This window comes from Streptomyces colonosanans, from assembly GCF_001866645.1.
GTDB classification, from domain to species: Bacteria; Actinomycetota; Actinomycetes; order Streptomycetales; family Streptomycetaceae; genus Streptomyces; species Streptomyces colonosanans.
Map to the genome: position 1 here is coordinate 100602 of NZ_MLYP01000027.1, position 22251 is coordinate 122852.

Sequence of the window (22251 nt, forward strand, 5' to 3'; positions counted from 1 at the left end):
GTCGTACCGCAGAATTGCCGGCCTACGCCAGGACCAACGGAAACGGGAGTCGCGAAGTGCGTGTGTTGTTGTCGACGTATGGGTCGCGCGGCGACGTCGAGGCACGCCGGTCAGGACACCTTGCCACGCACATCGGCCGCATGCGGCCTCAGATCGGAGCTGAAGACGTGAACTCCCTGACCACCAGCGCTTTCGACCTTCCCGACCGTCTCTCCGCCAAGGCCGACTCGATGCTGATCGCCGACGATGAACAGCACTTCGCGGCCATGGCCGAGTGCCTCGAGCAGACGATCGCCGAGGTGTCCGACCGCCTCGATGCCGAACGCAAGGCGCCCGGCGGCATCGGCCGGCAGGCGATGGACCGGGACATGGAGATCCACCGGCTGACCGCTCGCCTGCGCGCCCTGCGACGCTTCGGCCTGGACCTGTGCCTCGGACACATGGTCAGCGCCGACAACCCCGAGCCCGTGTACATCGGACGACTTGGCCTTACGGACAGCGAGGGTCGCCGACTGCTGCTCGACTGGCGCTCCCCCGCGGCTGAGCCGTTCTTCGGAGCCACCCACGCCCATCCGATGGGTCTGGCAAGCCGTCGCAGGTATCGCTGGAACCAAGGCCGGATCGGCGACTACTGGGACGAGGTGTTCACCTCGGACGGGTTCGCCGGGCACGCCGCACTCGACGACCAGTCCGCCTTCATCGCCAGCCTGGGCGGCAACCGGTCGCCACGGATGCGAGACGTGCTCGGCACCATCCAGGCCGACCAGGACGCCATCATCCGCGCGGGATCCCGCGGCGCTCTCGTCGTCGACGGCGGTCCGGGCACGGGCAAGACCGTCGTCGCCCTGCACCGCTCCGCCTACCTCCTCTACTCCGACCCTCGCCTCGGTCACCGCCGGGGCGGTGTGCTGTTCGTCGGTCCGCACCAGCCCTACCTGGGCTACGTCGCCGACGTCCTCCCCAGCCTCGGAGAGGAGGGCGTGCAGACCTGCACCCTGCGCGACCTCGTCGCCGAGGGTGCCACAGCAGCGATCGAGGCCGATCCGGCAGTGGCCCTCCTGAAGTCGTCCGCGAACCTGGTGAAGGCGATCGAGACGGCCGTCAGGTTCTACGAGGAGCCGCCCTCCAAGGGGATGGCGATCACGACCCACTGGTCCGACGTCTGGCTGAGCGCCGATGACTGGGCCGTGGCGTTCGAAGCGGCGGAACCCGGTACTCCGCACAACGAGGCGCGCGACCAGATCTGGGAGGAACTGCTCACCATCCTGGTGGACAAGCACGACGGCGACGCCTCGGCCGACCAGGTCCGCAGGTCGCTGCGGCAGAACAGGGAACTGCTCACGGCCTTCAACCGGGCGTGGCCGCTGCTCGAAGCCTCCGATCTCGTCTCGGATCTGTGGTCGGTACCCGCCTACCTGCGGATGTGTGCGCCCTGGCTCAGCCAGGACGACGTTCAGAAGCTGCACCGCGAGGGCGCCCAGGCCTGGACGGTGTCCGACCTGCCGCTGTTGGACGCGGCGCGGCAGCGACTCGGTGACCCGAAGACGTCGCGGCGCAAGGCCCGGCACGAGGCCGTCGTCTCCGCCCAGCGCGAGCGCATGGCTCAGGTCGTCGACAACCTGATCGCCGCCGCGGCCGACTCCGGGGCCGACGGTGACGACGGCGAGGGCCTGGTGACGATGCTGCGCGGCGAGGACGCCGAGGTCAGCCTGGTCGACGAGTCCGAACTGCCCACCGCCGACCCGGACCTGCTCGCCGGCCCGTTCGCGCACATCGTGGTGGACGAGGCTCAGGAACTGACCGACGCGGAATGGCAGATGCTGCTGCTCCGGTGCCCGTCCCGGAGCTTGACCATCGTCGGGGATCGCGCCCAGGCCAGACACGGGTTCACGGAGTCATGGCAGGAACGGCTCGAGCGGATCGGGCTCGACCGGATCAGCCTGGCCTCCCTGAGCATCAACTACCGGACGCCGGAGGAAATCATGGCGGAAGCCGAACCGGTCATCCGCACCGTGCTCCCGGACGCCAACGTGCCGACCTCCATCCGCAGCAGCGGCGTCCCCGTCGTACACGGAGCTGCTGCGGATCTGAACTCGATCCTCGACACCTGGCTCGCCGCCCATGCCGACGGGGTCGCCTGCGTCATCGGCGATCCCTCGTTCCGGACAACGCCGCGTGTCCGGTCGCTGACCCCGGAGCTGTCGAAGGGGCTCGAGTTCGACCTGGTCGTCCTCGTCGACCCGGAGACATACGGCAGCGGCATCGAAGGAGCAGTCGACCGCTATGTCGCAATGACCCGGGCGACCCGGCAACTCGTCATCCTCACAAGCTCCTGACGCCGACCGGACGAACGCCCGCTCCCCCACCGGCTGGGCACACCGCACCGTCGCGGCCGTCCGCGGAGGAGGCCCCAGGCCCGTTCGGGCACGGCCGGGACCCCAGGCCAGGTGGAGGGAGAAGACCTCTTCACCCAACACCTCGGAGTGTGCGGCCTGTTCCTCCTCGAAAAGCTGGTGCGTCAGTCAACGGCGGCCGCGACACCGGCAGGCGCACGGTCCTCCTGCGGGATCCGGAAGCCGCGTACTCCAGGCACCGCCGCCGTCGCCAGGCACGCCACGCCGACCAGTGCCGCGGCCGCGGCCAGCGGCGCCCTCGGCCCCCAGGCGCCGGCCGCGAGCGGGGCCAGGACGTAGCCCAGCGGCATCGCGGCGAGTGACAGCAGCCAGTCGTAGGAGGTGACCCGGGCCAGCACCGGTCCTGGGACGACCTGTTGGACCGTCGTCTCCCAGATCGGGTTCAGGAAGCCCAGTCCTGCCAACGCAAGCCCGTAGACCGGGATGACCAGCGAGGCCGGCGCGGGGACGGCGAGCAGGGCAAGGGGTGCTGCGTAACCCGCCAGCGCCAGATTGCCGGCCAGTACAGGGTTGCGCAGCCGGGCCCGGCCGGCCGCCAGCGAGCCGAGCAACAGGCCTACGCCCGCGACTGTCGACATGGCCACCCACACTTTCTTGCCGCCCAGTTCATGGAGCGCGATCGCGGGGCCGAGCGTCGCCAGCACGGCGGCGGCGCCGTTCCACACCGCGTGCGCGATCAGGCTCGTCCAGTACCAGTCGCGGGAGCGTACTTCGACCCAGCCCTCGCGCAGATCGGCCAGGAACGTCCGTGGCTGCGGCCGCACATGCGCAACCTGCAGCGGCAGCAGCAGCGCGGCGCTCACCGCATAGCCGAAGCCGACCGCGATGAACGCCCAGCCCGACCCGGCGAGCAACAGCGCGCCTGCGAGCGGTGGTCCGGCGAGCCGCGCCGCGCTGGAGGCCGCGGCCACCGCTGCGTTGGCCTGCTGTCGGCCCGCCTCCGGCACCGTACCGATGACCAGTGGCGAGAAGGTCGGCTGGGCGAAGGCCGTGGCCACTCCGCCGAGAACCTCGGCCACCGCCAGACTCCACAGCGCGGGAGCGCCGCCGAGCAACTGGACCCCCACGAAGATCTGGGTCACGGACCGGACAAGCGCAGTGGTCAGGGCCACCGTACGGACGTTGACACGGTCCCCGGCCACGCCTCCGACCGGCAGAAGGAGCAGCCGCGGCACCATCGCACAGCCCAGCAGCAGTGCCAGCGCGCTGGTCGACCCCGTCGCCTCCAGCACGGCGAGGCCGAGCGCGACGGGCACCACCGCATCACCCAGCAGCGCGAGCGAGCGGCTCGTGAAGAGCAGTTGGAAGCGACGCGTCCGTAGTGGATGGGCGGCCGAGGTCTTGGCTGGGCTCGTGGCAGTCATGTCCCGCAAGATACTTCGCTACCGAATTATTCGCTACCGAAATATCTGCCATCGAAGCATCGCCGCTACGATGACGTCATGGCCGACCCTCCACCGCCCCGCGACGCGACCGACGACCATGTGGCACGCTGGCTACCCGTGCTGCCGGACCTGGATCCGGACACCGAGGGCGCCGTCACCCGCGCCATGCTGCTCACCCGACATCTACGCCGGACCAAGGAACACTCGCTCGTCGCCTCAGGGCTGGACCGGCACGAGTACGACACCCTGCACAGACTCGCCGGCCGCGGCGGCCGGGCCGCACCCTCCGAGCTCGCGGCCGACCTCGGACTCGCCCCCGCCTCGGTCACCGGACGGCTGGACGGACTGGAGAGCCGCGGATTCGTCCGCCGCACCCCCTCGGCGGTCGACCGCCGTCGCGTCGACGTGGAACTGACGGACGCCGGGCGCGCGGCCTGGCGTCAGGCGCTGGCGGCGGTCGGACACGAGGAAGAGCGACTGCTGGGAGTGCTCAGCGAGGAAGAGCGGGCACAGCTGGCGGCATTGCTGCGGCGCGTGATGCTGGCGGCCGAGTCGTCCTGACGGTCCCGGCACCGCACGGACGCGACCGGGTTGCGCGCACATGGAAAGTGCCTTCCGGCGGGAATGACAGGAGCCTTGGACAGGCCCTGTCACCCCAGGCCGGAAGGCACTTCCACGGTCCCGGTCAAGCCGCGGGCACGAACGCAAGCACCCCGCAGCCGCGTCGCGCCACACCTCATCGCGAGGAGATCAGTCGCGAACGCCCTTGCCCCGTAGCCGGTCCCCGACCGGCCCGTCAGGCTTGCGCAGCCCCGCCACCAACCTGGCCAAGCGCTAACAGCCGTTGGTGGAAGGCAGATGGATCAGTCCTGCGTCCGTCGGACGGAAGCCGCAGGCGTCGAAATAGAAGGATCTCAGCTCGGGTTCGAAGTCGACGTGCAGCCACTCGCAGCCCGCCGCACGCGCACGATTCGCCGCCAGGCGAACAACCGCCGTACCGATACCGCGGTGTTGATGCGAGCCCCGAGTCTTCGTGTCGATCAAGAAGGCATGGTCTCCACCGTCCCAGGCCACGTTCACGAACCCGAGAAGGAGTCCGTCACCGTCGCGGGCGGTCACCCAACCAAGGCTGTGTTGCTGGATCTTGCTCCACCAACCGGCAACGGCGTTGCCGCCGTGCGACCGGACCAGGTCGACCATCTCGTCGTCGGTGAAGGGGTCACGCCATGCGTAAGAGATCACTTCACTCACTGTGCCGGCATCGCCGACCTGACTCCAGTTCAATCCCAGGCTCGCCCGCCGGCTCAGCGGGCATCCACCCGAACCGCGGCCGGATACGGCCATGCAAGATTTACGGGGTGACTTCCTCGAGGAGTTGAGGGCCGTTGTTACGGACGTTGTTGACGGCCGTGGAGACCGGCCGTGCGGCCAGATGGCCGCCCGCGGGCTGGGCCAGGAGCGCACGCAGTTCGTCGGGGGCTTGACGCTCGGGAGCGAGCCAGGCGTCGTAGTGGTCCGCGGAGAGCGCCAGCGGCATGCGGGGGTGCACGCGGCCGGCCGCGTCGGTGGCCTCGGTGGTGATGATCGTGCAGGTCATCAGCCAGGCGGCAGGGTCATCGCCCTGCTTGACCGCCGGGTCGCGCCAGTACTCGTACAGGCCGGCGAGCGCCATCACCCGACCGTCCTCGGAATGGATGAAGTACGGCTGCTTGCGGGCCCTGCCCGTGCCCTGGTCCTTGGCCTGCTGCCACTCGTAGAAGCCGTCGGCCGGCAGCAGGCAACGCCGTTTGACGAACGCACGACGGAAGGCGGGCTTCTCGTGCAAGGTCTCCACGCGCGCGTTGATCATCCGTGCGCCGATCCTCACGTCCTTCGCCCATGACGGGACCAGGCCCCAGCGCAGCGGCCGCAACTCCCTCTGGACCGGCGCGACGGCGTCCCTGTCATGTGGCGCGCGCTCAAGGACGGCCCACACGTCGTCGGTCGGGGCGACGTTCCAGCTCGGCGCCGGTGCGTCCTCGGCACGCCAGTCGGTGACCCGGAAGAGCCGGGCCAGGTCCTCGGGGCTGCGGGTGGAGACGTAGCGGCCGCACATACGGTCACTGTGCCACCGACGATGTCGGCCATGGCACCGGCGGCGGTCGTGTCGGGCAGTGCGCGTCGGCCGCGTCCCCGCCCCCGGTGTACACCGCCGGTCACGGCTCTACGGCCTGTCGTCAAGTTCCCGTCGTCGCCCGACGGGCGGCCCGCGGCGTCTGGTGCGCTCCCCCAAGCTCTTCGAGCAGGGGGACCCCCCACTCGCCGCACCGGGCGAAAGCCCCGTCTTCTCCGGTTCACGGGCACCAACAAAGCGCTCACGCCCGCACCAGCGTGCTGGTGCGGGCGTGAGGTGACAGGTGCGGCCGGATCCGTCCGGTTCCGGCCTACCGGCCGGACACCGGAACGGTCATGGCACCAGGGTCAGGCCACCGGGGCGGGGTAGGTCGGGTACTCCGCTCCGGAGACGTGCTGGACGACCCGGATGACCTGGCAGGAGTAGCCGAACTCGTTGTCGTACCACAGGTAGAGGATCGCGTTGTCGCCCTCGACCTTGGTGGCGCCGGCGTCGACGATCGAGGCGTGGCGCGAGCCGATGAAGTCGTTGGAGACCGCGTCAGGAGCGCTGATGAAGTCGATCTGACGCTTGAGCGGCGAGGTCAGCGACACGTTCCGCAGGTAGTCGAGGACCTCTTCGCGGGTGGTCTCACGCGCGAGCTGCAGGTTGAGGATGGCGATCGAGACGTCCGGCACCGGAACGCGGATCGAGCTGCCGGTGATCTTGGCCTTGAGGTCGGGCAGCGCCTTGGAGACGGCGGAGGCGGCACCGGTCTCGGTGATGACCATGTTGAGCGGCGCCGAGCGGCCCCGACGGTCGGACTTGTGGTAGTTGTCCAGCAGGTTCTGGTCGTTGGTGAACGAGTGGACGGTCTCCACGTGGCCGCGCAGGACGCCGTACTCGTCCTCCATCGCCTTCAGCGGCGGGACGATCGCGTTGGTGGTGCACGACGCGCAGGACAGGATCTGCTCGTCCGGCTTGATGGTGTCGTGGTTGACGCCGTGCACGATGTTGGGGACGTCGCCCTTGCCCGGCGCGGTCAGGACGACCTTGTCGATGCCGGGGCGCAGGTGCTTCGACAGGCCCTCGCGGTCGCGCCACTTGCCGGTGTTGTCGATGAGGACGGCGTCCTTGATGCCGTACGCCGTGTAGTCGACCTCCGACGGGTCGTTGGCGTAGATCACCTTGATCGCGTTGCCGTTGGCGATGATCGTGCTGTTCGCCTCGTCGACGGTGATGGTGCCCTGGAACTGGCCGTGGATGGAGTCACGGCGCAGCAGCGAGGCACGCTTGACGATGTCCTGGTCACCGCCCTGGCGGACGACGATGGCGCGCAGTCGCAGGCCGTTGCCGGAACCTGCCTTCTCGATCAGCAGGCGAGCGACGAGGCGGCCGATACGGCCGAAGCCGTAGAGGACGACGTCGCGCCCCTCGCGGCGCTCGATCTTGTTGGCACCCGTGGCGCCGGCGACGGCCTCGGCGGTGAAGTCCTCCACCGACAGACCGCGGTCGTCGGTCCTGTACGTCGCGGCGAGCATGCCGATGTCGATCTGGGAGGGGCCGAGATCGAGGGTGGTGAGAGCCTGCAGGAACGGCATCGTCTCGGTGACGGAGAGTTCCTCACCGGCGATCTGCCGGGCGAAGCGGTGGGTCTTGAGGATGCTGACGACCGACTTGTTCACCAGGGAGCGGCTGTGGAGCAGGACGGTGACGTCCCGCTCCCGGTGCAGCTTCCCGATGATCGGGATCATCGCCTCCGCGATCTCCTCGCGCTTCTTCCAGTTAGTGAACGAGTCCTCGTTGACAGTCACAGATTTATCTTTCGAGCTAGGCGGCGCTCATATGCTAACCCCCCACTCCTTTGATCATCCAAACGGTCCCATCTGATCCGAGCGGGACGCCGTGACCAGCACATTCGCCCCGTCGGCGCCTCGAAGCCAGCCCGGCGCTCTGTGTGCGGCCACCTGACCCCGGAATGCCGCACGCGGTGTACAGCAGGTCGGCGACCGCCCCGACCGTCACCGACGGTGGTCACGGGTTCACCCCTCCCCCCGCAAACCAACCCATAGGACGGTCGACTCTGGCGACGGGGAGCCCGTGCGGCGTCAGATGGCCCCGGAGAAGGTGTCGCAGCGGGCGGGGGTGCCCGTGGTGTACCCGGTCGTGAACCAGTTCACCCGCTGCTGCGCACTGCCGTGGGTCCAGCCCTCCGGGTTGACGCGGCCCTGGGTGCGCTCCTGGATGCGGTCGTCGCCGACCGCGGCGGCGGCGTCGAGGGCCTCACGGATGTCGTTGTCGGTGAACGGCTTCTTGTAAAAGCCGGTGTCGACGGCGTTCTTCGCCCAGACCCCGGCGTAGCAGTCGGCCTGCAGTTCCAGTCGGACCGAGGCGCTGGTCGCTCCCTGGCGGTCCCGGCCGACGCGGTTCATGGTGCCCAGCAGGTTCTGCACATGATGGCCGTACTCGTGGGCGATCACATACGCCTGGGCGAACGGGCCGCCTCGGGCTCCGAACCGGCTCTCCAGTTCGCTGAAGAAATCGAGATCGAGGTAGACGTGGTGGTCGGCCGGGCAGTAGAACGGCCCCACCGCCGAACTGGCTTGCCCGCACCCGGTGTTCACCCTGCCGGAGAAAAGGTCGGTGCGGGCGGTGCTGTAGGGCTGCTCGCCACGCTGAGCGAACGAGTCCCGCCAGTAGCTCTGGATGCTGTTGACCACACCCACCACACGGCACTTCTCCGACTGGTTGGCGTCGCTGCCTTTGCGGCACTGCGCTCGCAGGTCCGAAGCCGGTGTCCGGGCGGCGGAACTCGAGTGGTCGTTCCCGCCGAGCAGGGTGGCGGGGTTGACGCCGAGGAGCACAGCCACGACCAGGACGACGATCCCGATGGCACCACCACCGATGGCGAGCCCTCCTCCGGGGAAACCGCCACCGCTACCGCGGTCCTCCACTTGGGAAGCATCAAGATCCACATCGTCGCGGAATTCCATCGTTCCTTCGTCTCCCGGGAGTTGGTGTCGGCCTCATTGTGCCGCCTCGGAACGGCACATTCCGTCGCGGAGCGCCGCCCGGCCCCGAACGGACATGATGCGGAGGGCAGGGACTGCGTGCAGGACCGGCCGGCTACCTCCGGAGTTCGTTTCACCCAGCCGGACAAGCCTCGCGCCCCGCTCCGAAGTGTCCGGAGCGGGGCGCGGAGCAGCGAACCATGAAGCGTGGCCTCAGGCGTCCTGGGCTACCCGACGGTGACCGTCATCGCAGCGGTCCCCGCCGTAGGCCTTCCCGTGGCCGCCGTGATCCTTGCGGCAGTGCTTCTCCTTCGTCCGCTCAACACTCATGCATCCCGCAACTCCTGCCTGGGTCCTGAGTCCTGATGACGACGCAGACGGCCTGGCAGCCTTGCGGCGAGTGGGCGCAGCACCAGTGCCAGCACGGCACCGGCCGCCGCCCCAGGTATCGCCCACCACCAGTCCGTGCCGCCGCCGACCCTCGACGTGGCGACCGGTGGGGATGCGGTCGTCGCGTCCGCATCCGGCGTGGCGGCGGCGTCCGACTGCCAGGGACCGAGAGCGACGCCGGCGTATCCCGTGTTCGAGGTCCTGCCCATGACTCCGAGCTTCTTGAAAAGGGTGCGCAGTCGGGCGGGGTCGGCGGCGCGGTGCCAGATGCCGTTCACCAATTCGGGCATCTGTGCCGTCGTGTAGATCCAGACGGCATCGCTGCCGGCAACCAGGACCTGGTCGAGCCGCCATGGCGAGATGTCGTGCGCCAGCCAGGTGACGTTGATCTGCCGGGTGTCGGCCAGATCGGCCTCCGATGGCCTGTCACGGGTGCCGCTGGTGGGCCGGTCGAGCAGTTGCTGGAGCTCTTCGTACTTCTTGTCGGAGACGTACAGCGCGGTGGCCTCCTCGCTCGTCGGCGAGGTCACGAGCACGCTCGTCGGCCCGCCCGCGGCGGCCGAGGAAGCGCCCCACACCATCAGGGTGAACATCATTGCCAATGCCCCTGTCAGCGCGGCCCATGTGCGAATTCCGCTTCTCCACCTGAGCATCCGAACCCCCGGTCGGCCGATTCCGCTGTGGCCCGTCCCCGAGCCGCGTGTCACTTCTCGTACACCGCACGGCCGTTCGGGGTTCCCACCCCTTCGCGCCTTATTTCGAGGATGTGCCGGGTTCCTTGGCGAGGGACCTCGCGATGTCCACGGCTCGGCTCTTCGATGTCACCCCTTCCAATCGCAGTGTCACCTCGCCTCTCGGTGTCTGATGGGTCCACAGCAGCGTTGGCCCCGCCGTCCGCTCCTGGCGTACGTAGCGCTTCCCGTCCGCGTCCACCAACCAGAAGCTGAGCAGATGAGGCGTCGGGAACCACAGAAGGGGCGCGGTCATGTCCGCGTCGGAGGCATGGCCATCCAGGGGGATCCACTCCGGTAACTCGCTCACCGTTTTGACGAAACCGACGTCCAGTCGCGCCGGATACTCGTCCAAGCGGACCGTGTGCCCGTGCTCGCGCCAGCACAGGCTCACCAGAAACCGTCGGTGCGGCTCACCGGTCACCGTCACCGTGTCGGGCGGCCCGAGCGCGGGCGGCACCACGGGTGCGAAGCCGGCCTGGTGCCGTGCCTGCGCGAGTGACACCGAACGGCCGCAACCGGGCACCTCGGCTCCGGGCGACGGCCCCGCCGACGGGTCGTAGCGCACCTCGACCCCGCCGAAGTCGAACCAGTCGATGACCGCCGCCCGCACGGGAGACGTGAGCGCGAGCACCGCCAGCAGGCCGCACAGTGCCGCCGTCAGCGAACGCCATCGCGTCCGCGTCCAATGCCGGAGAGCTCTCAGCCGCTCACCGGCGCCCGGCGGCTCGGCCGCCGGAACCGGCAGACGCTCGACGAGTATCTGCGCCAGGACCCGCTCGACCATCGACTCGGAACCACCGGTCGGCGCCGCGTCCAGCGACCGCCCCAGCGCCGACAACTCCTCGGTCAGCCGCGCCGTCTCCTTGCGGCTGCCGCGTCCTTCGGCCCCGGCGCCCTCGCCGTCGTAGGACTCACTCACGCTCATCACCTCCTTCCCGAGGCCGAAGGTCCGGTAGCAGACGGCCCAGCTTCCGCAGGGCGCGGTTGAGCCGGGACTTCACCGTGCCGCGGGGCCAGCCCAGGGCCTGGGCGGTCTCGGACTCGTCCATCTCCAGGAGATAGCGGTAGGTGACGACCAGGCGGTGCTCATCGCTCAGCTTCTCCAGGGCGGCGAGCAGGGCAGCGCGGCGCTCCGTCTCCAGCGTGGTCACCGCCGGGTCCCGCGCATCCGGTATCAGCGGCTCCGCCTGGGCGAAGGCCGCTTCTCGGCCGGCGAGCGCACGCTGCCGGGCCGCCGTCCGCAGCGTATTGCGCGTCTCGTTGGCGACGATCGCAAGCAGCCACGGTTTGAACGCCGAACCGTCCTTGAACCGCCCCAGCGCGCAGTACGCCTTCACAAAGGCCTGCTGCACCACGTCCTCGGCATCCGCGCCCGCGCCGAGCGCGGTGGCCGCCCGCAGCGCGATGCCCGTATGGGCCCGCACCAGTTCGGCGTACGCCTCCGGCTCTCCGGCGCGTACGCGAGCGATCGCTGCGGCCTCATCGACGGTGCGGTCCCCCTCCCGCGTTCTCACACTTGTCTACACCGCCGAAGGCAGATCGGTTCCCACCGGTTCCCGACCAGTTCCGGACAGCTCCCCGGGTGCTGAAGCCCCACAAGGACCGGGTGTGGATGCGGCAGTACGTATCCGGCATGCCCTGCGGGGTCGAAGCGATCGAGCCACGGTGCTCTCCTCCAGCTCGAACGCCGATCGCCGTGGGCGGGCCCCGTCCACGGCGATCAGGGCGCGTGGGCATCGCCGTCGGTACGCCCACGATCAGCGAAGCCGCGGTGTCCGGTGTGGACCCGGCTGCTGAGTGCCGCTCACCGTTTTTTCCGATGGCTCGAAACCGCTACCGGGTCGAGCCCAGTACAACCCCTTGTGTACAGGCCCGTTAAGGTATTCACCCTGTGGAGCGCCATTTCACCGACGTTCATCCAGCGTTGGTGTAGCGCCTGTACTGCCGAACATCCGGCACCTCGTCTGCCGTACGGCGATGCGGCCGCCGTAGACGCACAGGAAGTATCACCGGATCGTGGGACTCACCAGTCAGACCCTGCTCGTGCTGGCCATCAGCCTGTCCGCGGCGGCCTTCGGCACCGCGGTGTGGCTGTGGCCGTACCTGAGCCGGACCACCTGGCGTTCGATGCTGGGCCGTATCGGGATGCTGCTCGGCATCCAGCTTGCCTGCCTCGCCGCACTCGCGCTGGCCATCAACAACTACTTCGGTTTCTACGGCTCCTGGGGCGACCTGCTGGGCACCGACGAGGACGGTACCGCGATCATCGCCGACGGTACTGCGGCCGTCAGCCACACCAACGCGGTCCACATCCTGGATCACCAGCAGTTGCCCGCGCCCGACGGCACGGCTGCGACGACGGGCGGCAGCCTGGAGACGGTGGAGATCAGGGGGGCGAAATCCCACCTGAGCACCCGTGCGTACGTCTACCTGCCCCCGCAGTACGGCCAACCCCAGTACGCACAGGTGAAGTTCCCGTTGATCATCGCGCTCACCGGCTACCCCGGCACCACCGAGAACCTCATCACCCGCCTCAAATACCCCGAGTTGGCCGACGCAGCCATCGCGCGCAAGGAGATGCCGCCCACCATCCTGGTGCTCATGCGGCCTACGCTGGCACCGCCGAGGGACACCGAGTGCATCGACATCCCCGGCGGCCCGCAAGTGGAGTCCTTCTTCACCCAGGACCTGCCGACCGCATTGGGCACTGCCTATCGCGTCGGTGACAGCGCTGCGTACCGTGGGGTCATCGGCGACTCCACGGGAGGCTACTGCGCACTGAAGTTCGCCATGCGCCATCCCGGCACGTACACGGCCGCCGTTGCCCTCTCCGGCTATTACAGAGCCGAAGTCGACGCCACCACCGGTGACTTGTTCGGCGGCAGCAAGCAACTCCAGCGTGAGAACGACCTCATGTGGCGCCTGCGGAACCTGCCGCCCCCCGCCGTGTCCGTCCTGGTCACCACCAGCCGCCACGGGGAATCCAACTACCAGGCCACGCAGGACTTCCTGGCCGCCGCCGAGCCGCCGATGAAGACTGCGTCCATCATCCTTCCGTCCGGCGGCCACAACTTCGCGACCTGGAGTCGCGAACTCCCCCAGGCCCTGCCGTGGCTGGGCCGGCAGTTGCAGGCCCCGCGTGTCAACCCCGTCCTCGCCGAGGCTGCCCCCGACGCCGCAACCTCGTAACAAGAGCACCTTCACGCGCCCAGAGTGGCGGGCAGCGGCGATATCAACGCCCAGATATGACTCCCCCAGGCCACGGCAAAGCCGCTCCCTGATCCGGGAATGAGTGAAGGTCACCCGAATGGCGGACGGCACCGGTGCGCACCGAAGTCGAGCGCGCCACAGCCAGTCGCTCCCGCCCGCGCGAGCGTCCGCAAACCACAACGGCCCGCCCTCCACTTGGGCGGGCGCAGGGCGACACCCCTTCAGCCCAGTCCGGCGGGCCGCCCGGCGGGGAGCACAGAAGGCTCACGGATGAAGTGCTCCTCGGAAGGAGGATCCTATGAGCGCCATACGACGCTCCCGCTCACTCCGTAAGCCGTTGTCCGGCCTCACGGCGCTGCTCACCACGGTCACGCTCGCTGTTGCCGTCCCGGGCCTGGCCACTCCGGCGGACGCAGCCCCCCGGAGGGCGACCTGCGGCAATCCCCGGGTGACTCTCGAACCGGCCGCACAGGCGTTCCTCGACAAGCTCGCCGCGGCGGACGGCCCGCCGATCCAGAACCTGACGCCCGCGGCCGCCCGTCAGGCGCTCCTCGACCTACAGGCCGCCTACCCGGTGGCCAAGCTCCCGGCCGACATCACCACGCGGACCATTCCCGGTGGCCACTCCGGTTCGGTCTCGATCCGCGTCGTCCGGCCGCGGGGCATGACCGGGAGACTGCCCGCGGTGATGTACTTCCACGGCGGCGGCTGGGTACTCGGTGATGCCTCCACCCACGACCGGCTCGTACGGCAGATCGCCCAGGGCGCCAGAGCCGCGGTGATCTTCGTCGATTACACCCGGTCACCCGAGGCCCGCTTCCCGGTCGCCAACGAGCAGGCCTACGCCGCCACCCAGTGGGTCGCCCGGCACGGTAGGGAGATCAACGTCGACGGCTCCCGTCTGGCCGTGGCCGGCGACAGCGTCGGGGGCAACATGGTCGCCGCCGTCACCCTGATGGCCAAGCAGCGCGGCGGGCCCAGGCTGGCCCAGCAGGTGCTGTTCTACCCGGTCACCGACGCCTCGTTCACCACACCCTCCTATCGGCGCTTCGCCACCGGCTGCTGGCTCACCGCCGCGGGCATGAAGTGGTTCTGGAACCAGTACGCCCCCGACACCGCCGTCCGCAGTCGGCCCACTGCCTCGCCGCTACGCGCCACCACCGCTCAGCTGCGCGGTCTTCCCAGGGCGCTGGTCATCACCGACAGCGATGTGCTGTCCGACGAAGGCCGCCAGTACGCCGCCAAGTTGCGCCGCGCCGGCGTATCGGTCACCCACACCCACTACTCGCAGGTCGTTCACGACTTCGTGATGCTCAACGGGCTCTCCGGTACCCGGGCCGCCAAGTCCGCGGTCGGTCAGGCCACCGCGAACCTGCGTCAGGCACTGCACAGTTGACGCACTGATCAGCGCCGGCTCGTCCCGCACGGCAAGCGACCCAGGTTCGACTCAGCGGCCTCGCGCCACCACCAGGGCGCCGGGCTCGGCGCCCTGACGGGGTACGTCGCGGGAGCCGGCGTGAGATCGGTGGCGCTCCGCCTACGCGTGTGCGTGGAACCACCGATCTGCGACCTGCTTCCCGGCATCAGGGACCGTCAGCGCCCGGCGTGCAAAAGCGCCGAACGGCCTGCGAAATCACCGCAGTTGCGAACCGGGGGGAAGTGCGGAGCGCTGTTGCGCTCTCGCGTTGCCAGCGTACGGGCCGGGCTGGAAACCACTGGGAGGCTGCTCCAATCTGATCACCCCCTGAAGTTGGCGTCGTATCATCTCCGCCGCATCCCGTACCTGTGCGGGTACGTCACCGCGCTCTGCGATGAGCTGGTGATAGATGGGGGCGTCTTGGAACATGTGACAACGAGACCTTCCTGTCGGCGGATTCACTCCGCAGCGCGGCGGCTGCCGACTGCTGGGGCGGGCACGGACATCACCGTCACGGGGACTACGGCGCGCAGGCACCCGTTTCTGTGCTGTGCTTCGATGACGTGCTGCCAGTTCACCCCAGGATGAGCAGATGGTTGATATGAGCCCCTGATCTTATCTCTGGTCGGCCTTGTCATTGTGGGCGAGGCTCCCGAAAAACCAGGCCCGCGGCGACGGAGCACCGGGCCCCGCCCGCAAGGTGGTCGGGCACCGGGTGAACGGCGCGGTCCGGCGACCCCGTTCACATGCCGTGCGCACAACCACCGTTGAACGGTCTGGATGTGTCTACAGGTCCTGGGAGATCAGGAGCTCATGAGCGAGTCGCGCACCCCGGGCCGTCTCCTCGGGCGGGGTGTCCTGCGACGGGACGTTCTCCAGGCCATGGGCGAGTGCCCGGATGGCGTCGGCCAGAGTCGCCACCTGCGCCTCCAGCCGGCTCAGTCGGGCTTCCAGCCCGGGCGAGGCGCCGGGTTCTGGGGAGGGTTGCCGAGTCATACGCGTCTCCTTGGCGGGTGGTAAGGGGTCGGGGTGCTACTCGCGACTGGGCGGCGTCATGGCAGCCTCCTTGCACTCATATATGCCAGTTTCCACACTTACCGCCCGCACGTCGCATGCGCATGCGCATGGTCAGTGCGCCACACCCGTCCTGGCGCATGCACCGCTGCACGCACACGCACCGGAGGCTTGCGCCACCGACTCCTTCACCCCGGAGTCAGTCCCTGCGGCCCGTCGCGGCGACCGTGACACCGAGACCGATCATCGCGAGCCCGCCGATGCCACCGACCATGGAAAGCCGCCGCGGAGAGCGGGCGAACCAGTCCCGCGCGGTGGCCGCGGCCAGTCCCCACACGCTGTCGGAAGTCACGGCGATGACGTTGAAGACAAGCCCGAGCACCAGCATCTGCACCGTGGTGTCTCCCTGGCTGCGGTCCACGAACTGCGGCAGGACAGCGGCGAAGAACACAATGGTCTTGGGGTTGGCCACACCGACCGCGAACCCCTCCCACAGCGTGCGCAGGCTGCCCCGCACCGCCTTGTCAGCGGTGAACACGGCCTGCACCGAGCCCCGTTTCCGCCACGCCTTGACACCGAGGTACACAAGGTACGCAGCCCCGGCCAGCTTCAGCACGTTGAAGACGACGACGGAGCGCTCCACGATGGACCCGACTCCCAGAGCCACGGCCACGATGAGCACGTAGGCGCCCAGCGTGTTCCCCACGACGGTGGTCAGCGCGGCGCGACGCCCTTGCGCCAGCGCCCGCCCGATCACGAACAGCACGCTGGGACCAGGGATCACGATCAGCACACAGGACATCGCCGTGAAGGCGAGCAGACGGTCGGCAGGCACCATGGCGCCCATGTAAGCACCGGCAGGGGTCGGCGCTCAGCTCCTTTTCTCCGCCGCATGACACGCGTGCGCACCGAGGGAGCGCACCCCGCCCCGGGTGGGTGTCGGCGGGCATACGTGACCCGATTGGCCGACTGGTGCATCGCCTGGCACGGCCCTAGCGTCAGTACAGACACAACGGCGGGCGAACGGACGGCGGGGCAGTCCCGCGCCCGCCCCCACAGGTGGACGTCATCTGGCGGGCAGACCAGACACAGGCATGGGGCCACGGGTCCCAGGACACGCGGCCGGGGAGCGGACATGCGCAGTCACACGATGAATACGGCGGTCACGCTCTGTGCCGCTGCATTGCTCGCAGCAGGTATGGCAACGGCTTCCGCCGCCCCGGCGCCCCCGCCGGCCGCGGACGCCGGGCAACAGCAGGCCGGGCACCCCGTCCTCGTCGACTGCCTCTGGCACCCCCAAGAACACCCGGCCGACTTCATGATTGCCTGCGGCGACGGCAACAGCCGCCTCTCCTCGCTCCACTGGTCGCACTGGGACTCGAATTCGGCGGTGGGCAAGGGTTTCAACGTGGTGAACGACTGCAACCCCTACTGCGCTGTGGGCAAGTTCCACTCGTACCCCGTCGTCGTTCGGCTCGACCACCCGCAGCCCTGGAAGAAGCACCCGCAGCTGCAGCACTACACCCGGATGAGCCTGGTCTACACGAACGGGAAGCCGGACGGTTTCGCACGTGTGGTGACCTATCCGCTGTGGAACTAGCGGGCACCCCGGCACCTGCTGATCAGGCGTGGGCTCCATATCGGTGAGGCGCCGCCCGGCGACGCCTCCACAGGCGGGTCGCCACGGGATCCGGGCGGGCCAACCCCCAAGCAAAGGCGGACAGAAGGGTGCATAAACCCACCGAACGAGGGAAACTTGGATATAAAGAACATCTAAGCCCTCACGGAGGGGAGCGACAGCGATGGCGCATCCGCAGCAACCCAGTGGCATGCATCCGCAACAGCAGCCCACGGGAATGGGCACGCATCACCCCGGTGAAATGGGCACGCAGCACCACGGCGCAATGGGCCTGCATCCCGAACTGGCAGAGATGCGGGACTGGCTCGAACGCACAGGCTCCAGCAGCAACTCGGCGATCGCCGTCGAGGGCCTGATCCTCCTTGCCGGCATCTACGCCGCGATATCACCCTGGGTCATACACTTCGCGGCAGCCGAGCCCAACCTCACCGCCAGCAACCTGATCGTCGGCATCACCGTCGCCCTGATCGGATTCGCTCTGACGCTCGCCCCGGACCGCATGGGGCGCGTGGCGTGGATGATCGCGCCGCTCGGCCTGTGGCTCATCATCTCCCCCTGGGTGGTCACCGCCGCCCACGGCGCACGGGCCGGCATCATCTGGAGCAACTGCTTCGTGGGCGCGGTGACGTTCCTCCTGGGTCTCGCCGCCATGGGCCTGACCGTCGGCCTCGCCCGACGCCGCAACGCTCACCACTGACGCCCTGAGGGCAACCGCAGCACCGTACACACCGGGCCCCGACCGGACGCACGCTTCCGGGCGGGGCCCTTCACCGTGAGTGGCCGCCCTGTCGTCCAGGTCGCGCATACCCGCGACACTTCGCGGCTCACATGACGGCGGTGTCGAGAAGCTCCACCACCCGCGCCAGGGCGTCGCGCCGGAACAGTGCGCGACCATGGGCGATCCGGCGCTCGCGGTCGGGACCCGCCGCCGTGAGCCGGCCCAGCGAGATCACCAGGTCGGCCTCGTCGGCGGCGATATCCGAGAGGCCGAGCGCCGCCATCCGGCGCACCCCGTCCGCGCCATGGCCCGGAAGAGGGCGATAGCCCACCACGGGCAGCCCCGCGGCCAGCGCCTGTACGGCGGTCTGCCCGGCGGCGTTGTCGACCAGAGCCCGGGCCGCGTGCATCAGACCTGGCATGTCGGTGACCCAGCCCAGCGCGCGGACACCCGGCACCCCGGACAGGCTGCTGCGGAGCCGCTCATCGCGGCCGCACAGCACGACCGGAAGGAAACCGCGCGCGGCCAGCAGTCCCGCGGTGACCGGAAGACGGGAACCGGCCCCCCAGGCGCCTGCGGAAAGGACGACGAGCGGACGTCCGGAAGCGTGCCGGGTCAGGCACCGGGACCACAGTGCCGCCGCGGGCGTCGCGGTGAAGAACTCGGGCGCCACGACTGGTCCCGTCGCCTCGGCGGGTAGGGCGATGTCCTGACGCACCTGGTACGCGGCTTCGTCCGTGAGGCAGAGGTACCTGTCGTTACCCGGATGGAGCCACTGCCGGTGAACAGCGAAGTCGATCACGAAAACGGCGCTCGGCACCCGTAGCTGCCCTCGCGACCTGAGGTGGCCCGTCAGCTGCGCGGCAAGATGGAAGACAGCGACGACCACGTCCGCCCCCGTCCGGTCCGCCAGTTCGGTCAGACGGTCGCCGGCCAGGCGGGCAAGCGGGACACCGCTGGGGCGGCGACCTGTTCCACGGCGCAGAAACGTGTCGTACAGGATGCCGTACGCCCAGGGGACGTGCCGTACGGCCAACCGGTAGGAACGGCGCAGACCTGCGCCCATACCGTGGGGCAGCAGGCCGAGAACGTCCACGATGTGCGCTTCATGACCGCGTTCCCGTGCGCGGCGCGCGAGTTCGGTTGCCACTGTGTCATGTCCGGCCCCCATGCTCGCGCTGACGATCAGTATCCGCCGGGACTCCTGCGCGGACCGCAGGGCACGGGCGCCGGCCGCAACCATCACCCGCAGGGGCGGGCGCGGGAGAAACACGCGATCCCGGCCCGGCGGACGGAGCCACGGCGGTCATCGGCCGTCCGAGAAGAGGGGTCCGGGCCGCTCGCGTCGCCTGTCACCGAGGACCAGGAGAAAATACGCATATCGCTACAGATTTCCTTCTGCTGTGCCCTCCAAACACGTCCTCGTATATCCCCGTTTCGGAGTGTGGCGAGCGAGATACTCTCCGTCCGCTTCTTCCGTCCGACCCGCAAGAGAAGTCTCAATCCCGCCCGCGAGTCCGGTGTTCGCCGTCGCAGCCGAGGTCAGCCGCCATGTCACATCCTCCCTCCCCCTTTCGATCCGCCCCCGCCCTACCCGTGGACACGCCGGGCCCGGCCGTCGGCCCCACGCGTCCACGCGTCGGCGACCAGACGGTTCTCCAGGGGACGGCGCTCGTCACCGGTGCCTCCTCCGGCATCGGTGCCGCCGTTGCCCGTCGGCTGGCCGCCGCGGGAAGCTGGCACCTGGTGCTGAACGGGCGTGACACCACACGCCTCGCGCATGTCGCCGCCCAGACGTCGGCCACCGTCTTCCCCATGAGCCTCACCCTTCCGGGTGCCGAACGGCAGCTGGCCGAGTTCGCGCTCGGCCACGTCGGCCGGGTGGACCTTCTGGTGGCCTGCGCCGGAATCGGCTGGGCCGGCGACTTCAGGAACATGCCCCTGGCCGCCATCGACGAAGTGATCGATGTCGATCTGGTCGCCACGATGCGCCTGGTACGGCATCTGCTTCCCCCCATGGTCGAGGCCGGCTCGGGGCATGTAGTGATCATCGGTTCCCTTGCGGGCACCGTCGGCGTGCGCGGCGAGGCCGTCTATTCCGGGGCCAAGGCGGCGCTGGCCACGTTCGCCGACGCCCTGCGCTACGAACTGCGGGGCACCGGCGTGGGCATCAGCCATGTGGTCCCCGGTGTGGTGGACACTCCGTTCTTCGACCGTCGGGGCGTGCCGTACCGGCGGTCGAGACCGAAGCCGGTGCCGCCCGAGCGCGTGGCGGACGCCGTCTGGTGTGCCATCTCCCGTGGGCGGGACGAGGTCTACGTCCCCGGATGGCTGCGTCTGCCCGCCCGGGTTCGCGGCGCGGCGCCGGCGCTGTACCGACGGCTCGCCGCACGGTTCGGATGAGTGGCGGGTGAACGCCCCCACCATCGTGCTCGCCCTGCTCGCGGCGCTCTCCAACGCCTCGGCCTCCGTCCTGCAGCGGCGGGCGGCGCGGGACGAACCCGACGTCCGCCACGGGCCGTGGCAGGCGGTGCGGTGGCTCGTCCGTGTGCTGCGGCGGCCCCACTGGCTGGCGGGTGCTGGTCTGCTCGCGCTGTCGACCGTCTTCCAGGCCGCCGCGTTGGCCGTGGGCAGCCTGTCCGTCGTGCAACCCCTGCTGGCCAGTGAACTGCTGTTCACCCTGGCCGTCGGCAGCGTGGTCTTCCACAGCCTCCCGGACCGTCGTACCTGGCTGGCGTTCGCCGCCCTGGCGGTCGGCCTGGCGCTGTTCCTGGGCATGGCCGCGCCCTCCCCGGGCCGGGCCACCGCCCTGCCGGGGCGCTGGCCCGTGGCGGGAACCACGCTGGCGTGCGTCGTGGCCGTGCTCATCGTGGCGGCCCGCCCGGTGAGAGGCGCGCCGCGCGCGGCGCTGTTCGCCATGGCGTCCGCGGTGTCGTTCGCCGCCACGGCCGCACTGCTCAAGGAGGTCATGGGACGACTTTGGCAGGGTCCGGCCGCCGTGCTCGCGCAATGGCCGCCGTACGTCACCTTCGCCGCTGGACTGGTCGCCTTCCTGCTGTTGCAGAGTGCGTTTCGTGCTGGGACCCTGACGGCGTCCCAGCCTGTTCTCACCCTTGGCGACGCCCTGGTCAGCGTGGCGCTGGGGTGGGCGCTGTTCGACGAGCGGATCGCGCTCGGGGCGTGGGTGGTGCCCGAGGTGGCCGGCGTGGCGCTCATCGGGGCGGGCAGCATCGGGCTGACGCGAGCCCTGTCGGTCGGCGGTACCTGGGATGCGGCACCCGGAGGGAACGGATCGGGCCCCGGCTCACAGGGGCCGGAATCGCGGGGGTCCTGACCGATTCCGGGACCATGACGACAAGGAGCGGAGGAGTGATGTCCCTTCCCGCCGCCGGTTCCCCCGCCCGGCACGCGGCGACCGTGCTGGCGCCGCTCGCCGTGGTCGCGGCCGCGCACATCGGCCCGGCCGCCACCTGGCTGCCCGGCCTGCGCCGCCGATTCTTCCCCGGGCTCGCGGGTACGGGCTGCCCCGACCATGTTGCTCTCACGTTCGACGACGGCCCCGATCCGTTGTCCACTCCGCGCTTCCTCGACGTGCTGGACGTCCTGGGTGTACGGGCGACGTTCTTCGTGCTCGGGGAGAGCGTTGTCCGGTACCCGGCGCTGGCCCGCGAGACCGCCGATCGGGGGCATGAACTCGCCGTGCACGGCTGGGCCCACGACCGGCCCTGGCTGCCCACTCCCGTACGCGACACGGCGGACCTCGCGCGTGCGGTCCACACGGTGTGGCAGGTCGCGGGGCGTCGGCCGCGGTGGTACCGCCCGCCGTACGGGATCCTGACGTCCGGACGCTGGGCGGCCGCTCGCAGGGTCGGACTGCGGCCGGTGCTGTGGAGTACCTGGGGCAGGGACTGGACGGCCGACGCCACACCCGCCTCCGTACGGACGACGGTCGAAGCCGGCCTGCGCGGCGGAGACACCCTCCTCCTGCACGACTCCGACCGGCTCTCGGCCACCGGTTGCTGGCGCTCCGCTCTCGGAGCGCTGCCCGGCCTCGTCGACGGCTGCCACGCGGCGGGCATGACCGTGGGTCCGCTCGCCGAGCACGGCACAGGGCGCCCGGCCGAGAAGTCCGGGTGCCGAGCACCGGCAGAACCCCCGCCGGCCGCGCAACAAGGCGCATCCGGTCGGCGTCCTTCATGGTGAGGCGCGGACGAGGACGGCAGCGGC

At 69.7% G+C, this 22251-nt stretch carries 20 protein-coding genes; 9 read left to right on the forward strand and 11 right to left on the reverse strand.

Going from position 1 to position 22251, the window contains the following annotated elements; all coding sequences use genetic code 11:
* The first annotated feature begins 167 nt into the window (after nucleotides 1-167).
* Entirely contained in the window at nucleotides 168-2336 is a 2169-nt protein-coding gene (gene helR / locus BIV24_RS10615) for an RNA polymerase recycling motor ATPase HelR (protein ID WP_071366032.1), read from the forward strand.
* Nucleotides 2337-2518: 182 nt separating this feature from the next.
* On the opposite strand, the gene BIV24_RS10620 is transcribed toward helR, so the two are convergent.
* The gene (locus BIV24_RS10620) at nucleotides 2519-3778 is read right to left on the reverse strand and encodes an MFS transporter (protein ID WP_071365982.1); all 1260 of its coding nucleotides are present in this window, start codon (nucleotides 3776-3778) and stop codon (nucleotides 2519-2521) included.
* Nucleotides 3779-3856: 78 nt separating this feature from the next.
* Between BIV24_RS10620 and BIV24_RS10625 the strand changes: the two genes are divergently transcribed.
* Nucleotides 3857-4360: a MarR family winged helix-turn-helix transcriptional regulator gene (locus BIV24_RS10625; RefSeq protein WP_071365983.1), complete on the forward strand. Its 504-nt coding sequence runs from the start codon at nucleotides 3857-3859 to the stop codon at nucleotides 4358-4360.
* Between the two features lie 273 nt (nucleotides 4361-4633).
* Here the strand turns inward: BIV24_RS10625 and BIV24_RS10630 are convergent, their stop codons facing one another.
* From BIV24_RS10630 to BIV24_RS10660, 7 genes are all read right to left on the reverse strand, one after another.
* A complete protein-coding gene (locus tag BIV24_RS10630; RefSeq protein ID WP_071366033.1) occupies nucleotides 4634-4999 on the reverse strand; it encodes a GNAT family N-acetyltransferase in 366 nt (121 codons plus the stop codon).
* 151 nt (nucleotides 5000-5150) lie between these two features.
* Nucleotides 5151-5894, reverse strand: a complete 744-nt coding sequence (locus tag BIV24_RS10635; protein WP_071365984.1) for an SOS response-associated peptidase — start codon at nucleotides 5892-5894, stop codon at nucleotides 5151-5153.
* 365 nt (nucleotides 5895-6259) lie between these two features.
* The gene (locus BIV24_RS10640; protein WP_071365985.1) at nucleotides 6260-7705 is read right to left on the reverse strand and encodes a glyceraldehyde-3-phosphate dehydrogenase; all 1446 of its coding nucleotides are present in this window, start codon (nucleotides 7703-7705) and stop codon (nucleotides 6260-6262) included.
* Nucleotides 7706-7999: 294 nt separating this feature from the next.
* The gene (ypfJ, locus tag BIV24_RS10645; RefSeq protein WP_071365986.1) at nucleotides 8000-8884 is read right to left on the reverse strand and encodes a KPN_02809 family neutral zinc metallopeptidase; all 885 of its coding nucleotides are present in this window, start codon (nucleotides 8882-8884) and stop codon (nucleotides 8000-8002) included.
* 344 nt (nucleotides 8885-9228) lie between these two features.
* Nucleotides 9229-9888 (reverse strand): hypothetical protein, encoded by a 660-nt coding sequence (locus tag BIV24_RS10650; RefSeq protein ID WP_079168145.1) that lies wholly within the window; start codon nucleotides 9886-9888, stop codon nucleotides 9229-9231.
* Nucleotides 9889-10045: 157 nt separating this feature from the next.
* Nucleotides 10046-10951, reverse strand: coding sequence for a hypothetical protein (locus BIV24_RS10655; RefSeq protein ID WP_177198677.1), 906 nt, complete (start codon nucleotides 10949-10951; stop codon nucleotides 10046-10048).
* The gene (locus BIV24_RS10660; protein ID WP_071365989.1) at nucleotides 10938-11540 is read right to left on the reverse strand and encodes an RNA polymerase sigma factor; all 603 of its coding nucleotides are present in this window, start codon (nucleotides 11538-11540) and stop codon (nucleotides 10938-10940) included. The genes BIV24_RS10655 and BIV24_RS10660 overlap by 14 nt, the downstream gene beginning before the upstream one ends.
* A 502-nt stretch (nucleotides 11541-12042) precedes the next feature.
* Between BIV24_RS10660 and BIV24_RS10665 the strand changes: the two genes are divergently transcribed.
* Together BIV24_RS10665 and BIV24_RS10670 are read left to right on the forward strand one after the other, a co-directional pair.
* Nucleotides 12043-13215, forward strand: coding sequence for an alpha/beta hydrolase (locus BIV24_RS10665; protein ID WP_071365990.1), 1173 nt, complete (start codon nucleotides 12043-12045; stop codon nucleotides 13213-13215).
* 319 nt (nucleotides 13216-13534) lie between these two features.
* Complete coding sequence (locus BIV24_RS10670; RefSeq protein ID WP_079168146.1) at nucleotides 13535-14632, forward strand: alpha/beta hydrolase; 1098 nt, start codon at nucleotides 13535-13537, stop codon at nucleotides 14630-14632.
* Between the two features lie 807 nt (nucleotides 14633-15439).
* Here the strand turns inward: BIV24_RS10670 and BIV24_RS10675 are convergent.
* Both BIV24_RS10675 and BIV24_RS10680 read right to left on the reverse strand, forming a co-directional pair.
* Nucleotides 15440-15649, reverse strand: a complete 210-nt coding sequence (locus tag BIV24_RS10675) for a hypothetical protein (protein WP_071365991.1) — start codon at nucleotides 15647-15649, stop codon at nucleotides 15440-15442.
* Nucleotides 15650-15866: 217 nt separating this feature from the next.
* On the reverse strand, nucleotides 15867-16505 hold the full coding sequence (locus tag BIV24_RS10680; protein WP_071366035.1) for a LysE family translocator: 639 nt from the start codon (nucleotides 16503-16505) through the stop codon (nucleotides 15867-15869).
* Nucleotides 16506-16802: 297 nt separating this feature from the next.
* Between BIV24_RS10680 and BIV24_RS10685 the strand changes: the two genes are divergently transcribed.
* Together BIV24_RS10685 and BIV24_RS10690 are read left to right on the forward strand one after the other, a co-directional pair.
* Nucleotides 16803-17267 carry a hypothetical protein gene (locus BIV24_RS10685; protein WP_071365992.1) on the forward strand — a complete coding sequence of 155 codons (465 nt, stop codon included), beginning with the start codon at nucleotides 16803-16805 and terminating at the stop codon, nucleotides 17265-17267.
* 280 nt (nucleotides 17268-17547) lie between these two features.
* Nucleotides 17548-18003, forward strand: a complete 456-nt coding sequence (locus BIV24_RS10690) for an SPW repeat protein (RefSeq protein WP_071365993.1) — start codon at nucleotides 17548-17550, stop codon at nucleotides 18001-18003.
* Between the two features lie 127 nt (nucleotides 18004-18130).
* Here the strand turns inward: BIV24_RS10690 and BIV24_RS10695 are convergent, their stop codons facing one another.
* Complete coding sequence (locus tag BIV24_RS10695; protein ID WP_071365994.1) at nucleotides 18131-19267, reverse strand: MGDG synthase family glycosyltransferase; 1137 nt, start codon at nucleotides 19265-19267, stop codon at nucleotides 18131-18133.
* Nucleotides 19268-19575: 308 nt separating this feature from the next.
* Between BIV24_RS10695 and BIV24_RS10700 the strand changes: the two genes are divergently transcribed.
* Genes BIV24_RS10700 through BIV24_RS10710 form a run of 3 tightly spaced genes read left to right on the forward strand, consistent with a single transcriptional unit; the run spans nucleotide 19576 to nucleotide 22227 of the window.
* Nucleotides 19576-20427, forward strand: a complete 852-nt coding sequence (locus BIV24_RS10700) for an SDR family NAD(P)-dependent oxidoreductase (RefSeq protein WP_071365995.1) — start codon at nucleotides 19576-19578, stop codon at nucleotides 20425-20427.
* A gap of 7 nt (nucleotides 20428-20434) precedes the next feature.
* Nucleotides 20435-21358: a DMT family transporter gene (locus tag BIV24_RS10705; protein ID WP_071365996.1), complete on the forward strand. Its 924-nt coding sequence runs from the start codon at nucleotides 20435-20437 to the stop codon at nucleotides 21356-21358.
* Nucleotides 21359-21396: 38 nt separating this feature from the next.
* Nucleotides 21397-22227, forward strand: a complete 831-nt coding sequence (locus BIV24_RS10710) for a polysaccharide deacetylase family protein (RefSeq protein WP_079168148.1) — start codon at nucleotides 21397-21399, stop codon at nucleotides 22225-22227.
* The last annotated feature ends 24 nt before the right edge of the window (nucleotides 22228-22251 follow it).

Excerpts from the sequence above, each read along its gene's own strand:
- BIV24_RS10620 (WP_071365982.1), bottom strand. The coding sequence starts at position 3,778 with ATGACTGCCACGAGCCCAGCCAAGACCTCGGCCGCCCATCCACTACGG.
- BIV24_RS10625 (WP_071365983.1), top strand. The coding sequence starts at position 3,857 with ATGGCCGACCCTCCACCGCCCCGCGACGCGACCGACGACCATGTGGCA.
- BIV24_RS10630 (WP_071366033.1), bottom strand. The coding sequence starts at position 4,999 with ATGGTCGACCTGGTCCGGTCGCACGGCGGCAACGCCGTTGCCGGTTGG.
- BIV24_RS10635 (WP_071365984.1), bottom strand. The coding sequence starts at position 5,894 with ATGTGCGGCCGCTACGTCTCCACCCGCAGCCCCGAGGACCTGGCCCGG.
- ypfJ (WP_071365986.1), bottom strand. The coding sequence starts at position 8,884 with ATGGAATTCCGCGACGATGTGGATCTTGATGCTTCCCAAGTGGAGGAC.
- BIV24_RS10650 (WP_079168145.1), bottom strand. The coding sequence starts at position 9,888 with ATGATGTTCACCCTGATGGTGTGGGGCGCTTCCTCGGCCGCCGCGGGC.
- BIV24_RS10655 (WP_177198677.1), bottom strand. The coding sequence starts at position 10,951 with ATGAGCGTGAGTGAGTCCTACGACGGCGAGGGCGCCGGGGCCGAAGGA.
- BIV24_RS10670 (WP_079168146.1), top strand. The coding sequence starts at position 13,535 with ATGAGCGCCATACGACGCTCCCGCTCACTCCGTAAGCCGTTGTCCGGC.
- BIV24_RS10675 (WP_071365991.1), bottom strand. The coding sequence starts at position 15,649 with ATGACTCGGCAACCCTCCCCAGAACCCGGCGCCTCGCCCGGGCTGGAA.
- BIV24_RS10680 (WP_071366035.1), bottom strand. The coding sequence starts at position 16,505 with ATGGTGCCTGCCGACCGTCTGCTCGCCTTCACGGCGATGTCCTGTGTG.
- BIV24_RS10685 (WP_071365992.1), top strand. The coding sequence starts at position 16,803 with ATGCGCAGTCACACGATGAATACGGCGGTCACGCTCTGTGCCGCTGCA.
- BIV24_RS10690 (WP_071365993.1), top strand. The coding sequence starts at position 17,548 with ATGGGCACGCAGCACCACGGCGCAATGGGCCTGCATCCCGAACTGGCA.
- BIV24_RS10695 (WP_071365994.1), bottom strand. The coding sequence starts at position 19,267 with ATGGTTGCGGCCGGCGCCCGTGCCCTGCGGTCCGCGCAGGAGTCCCGG.
- BIV24_RS10700 (WP_071365995.1), top strand. The coding sequence starts at position 19,576 with ATGTCACATCCTCCCTCCCCCTTTCGATCCGCCCCCGCCCTACCCGTG.
- BIV24_RS10710 (WP_079168148.1), top strand. The coding sequence starts at position 21,397 with ATGTCCCTTCCCGCCGCCGGTTCCCCCGCCCGGCACGCGGCGACCGTG.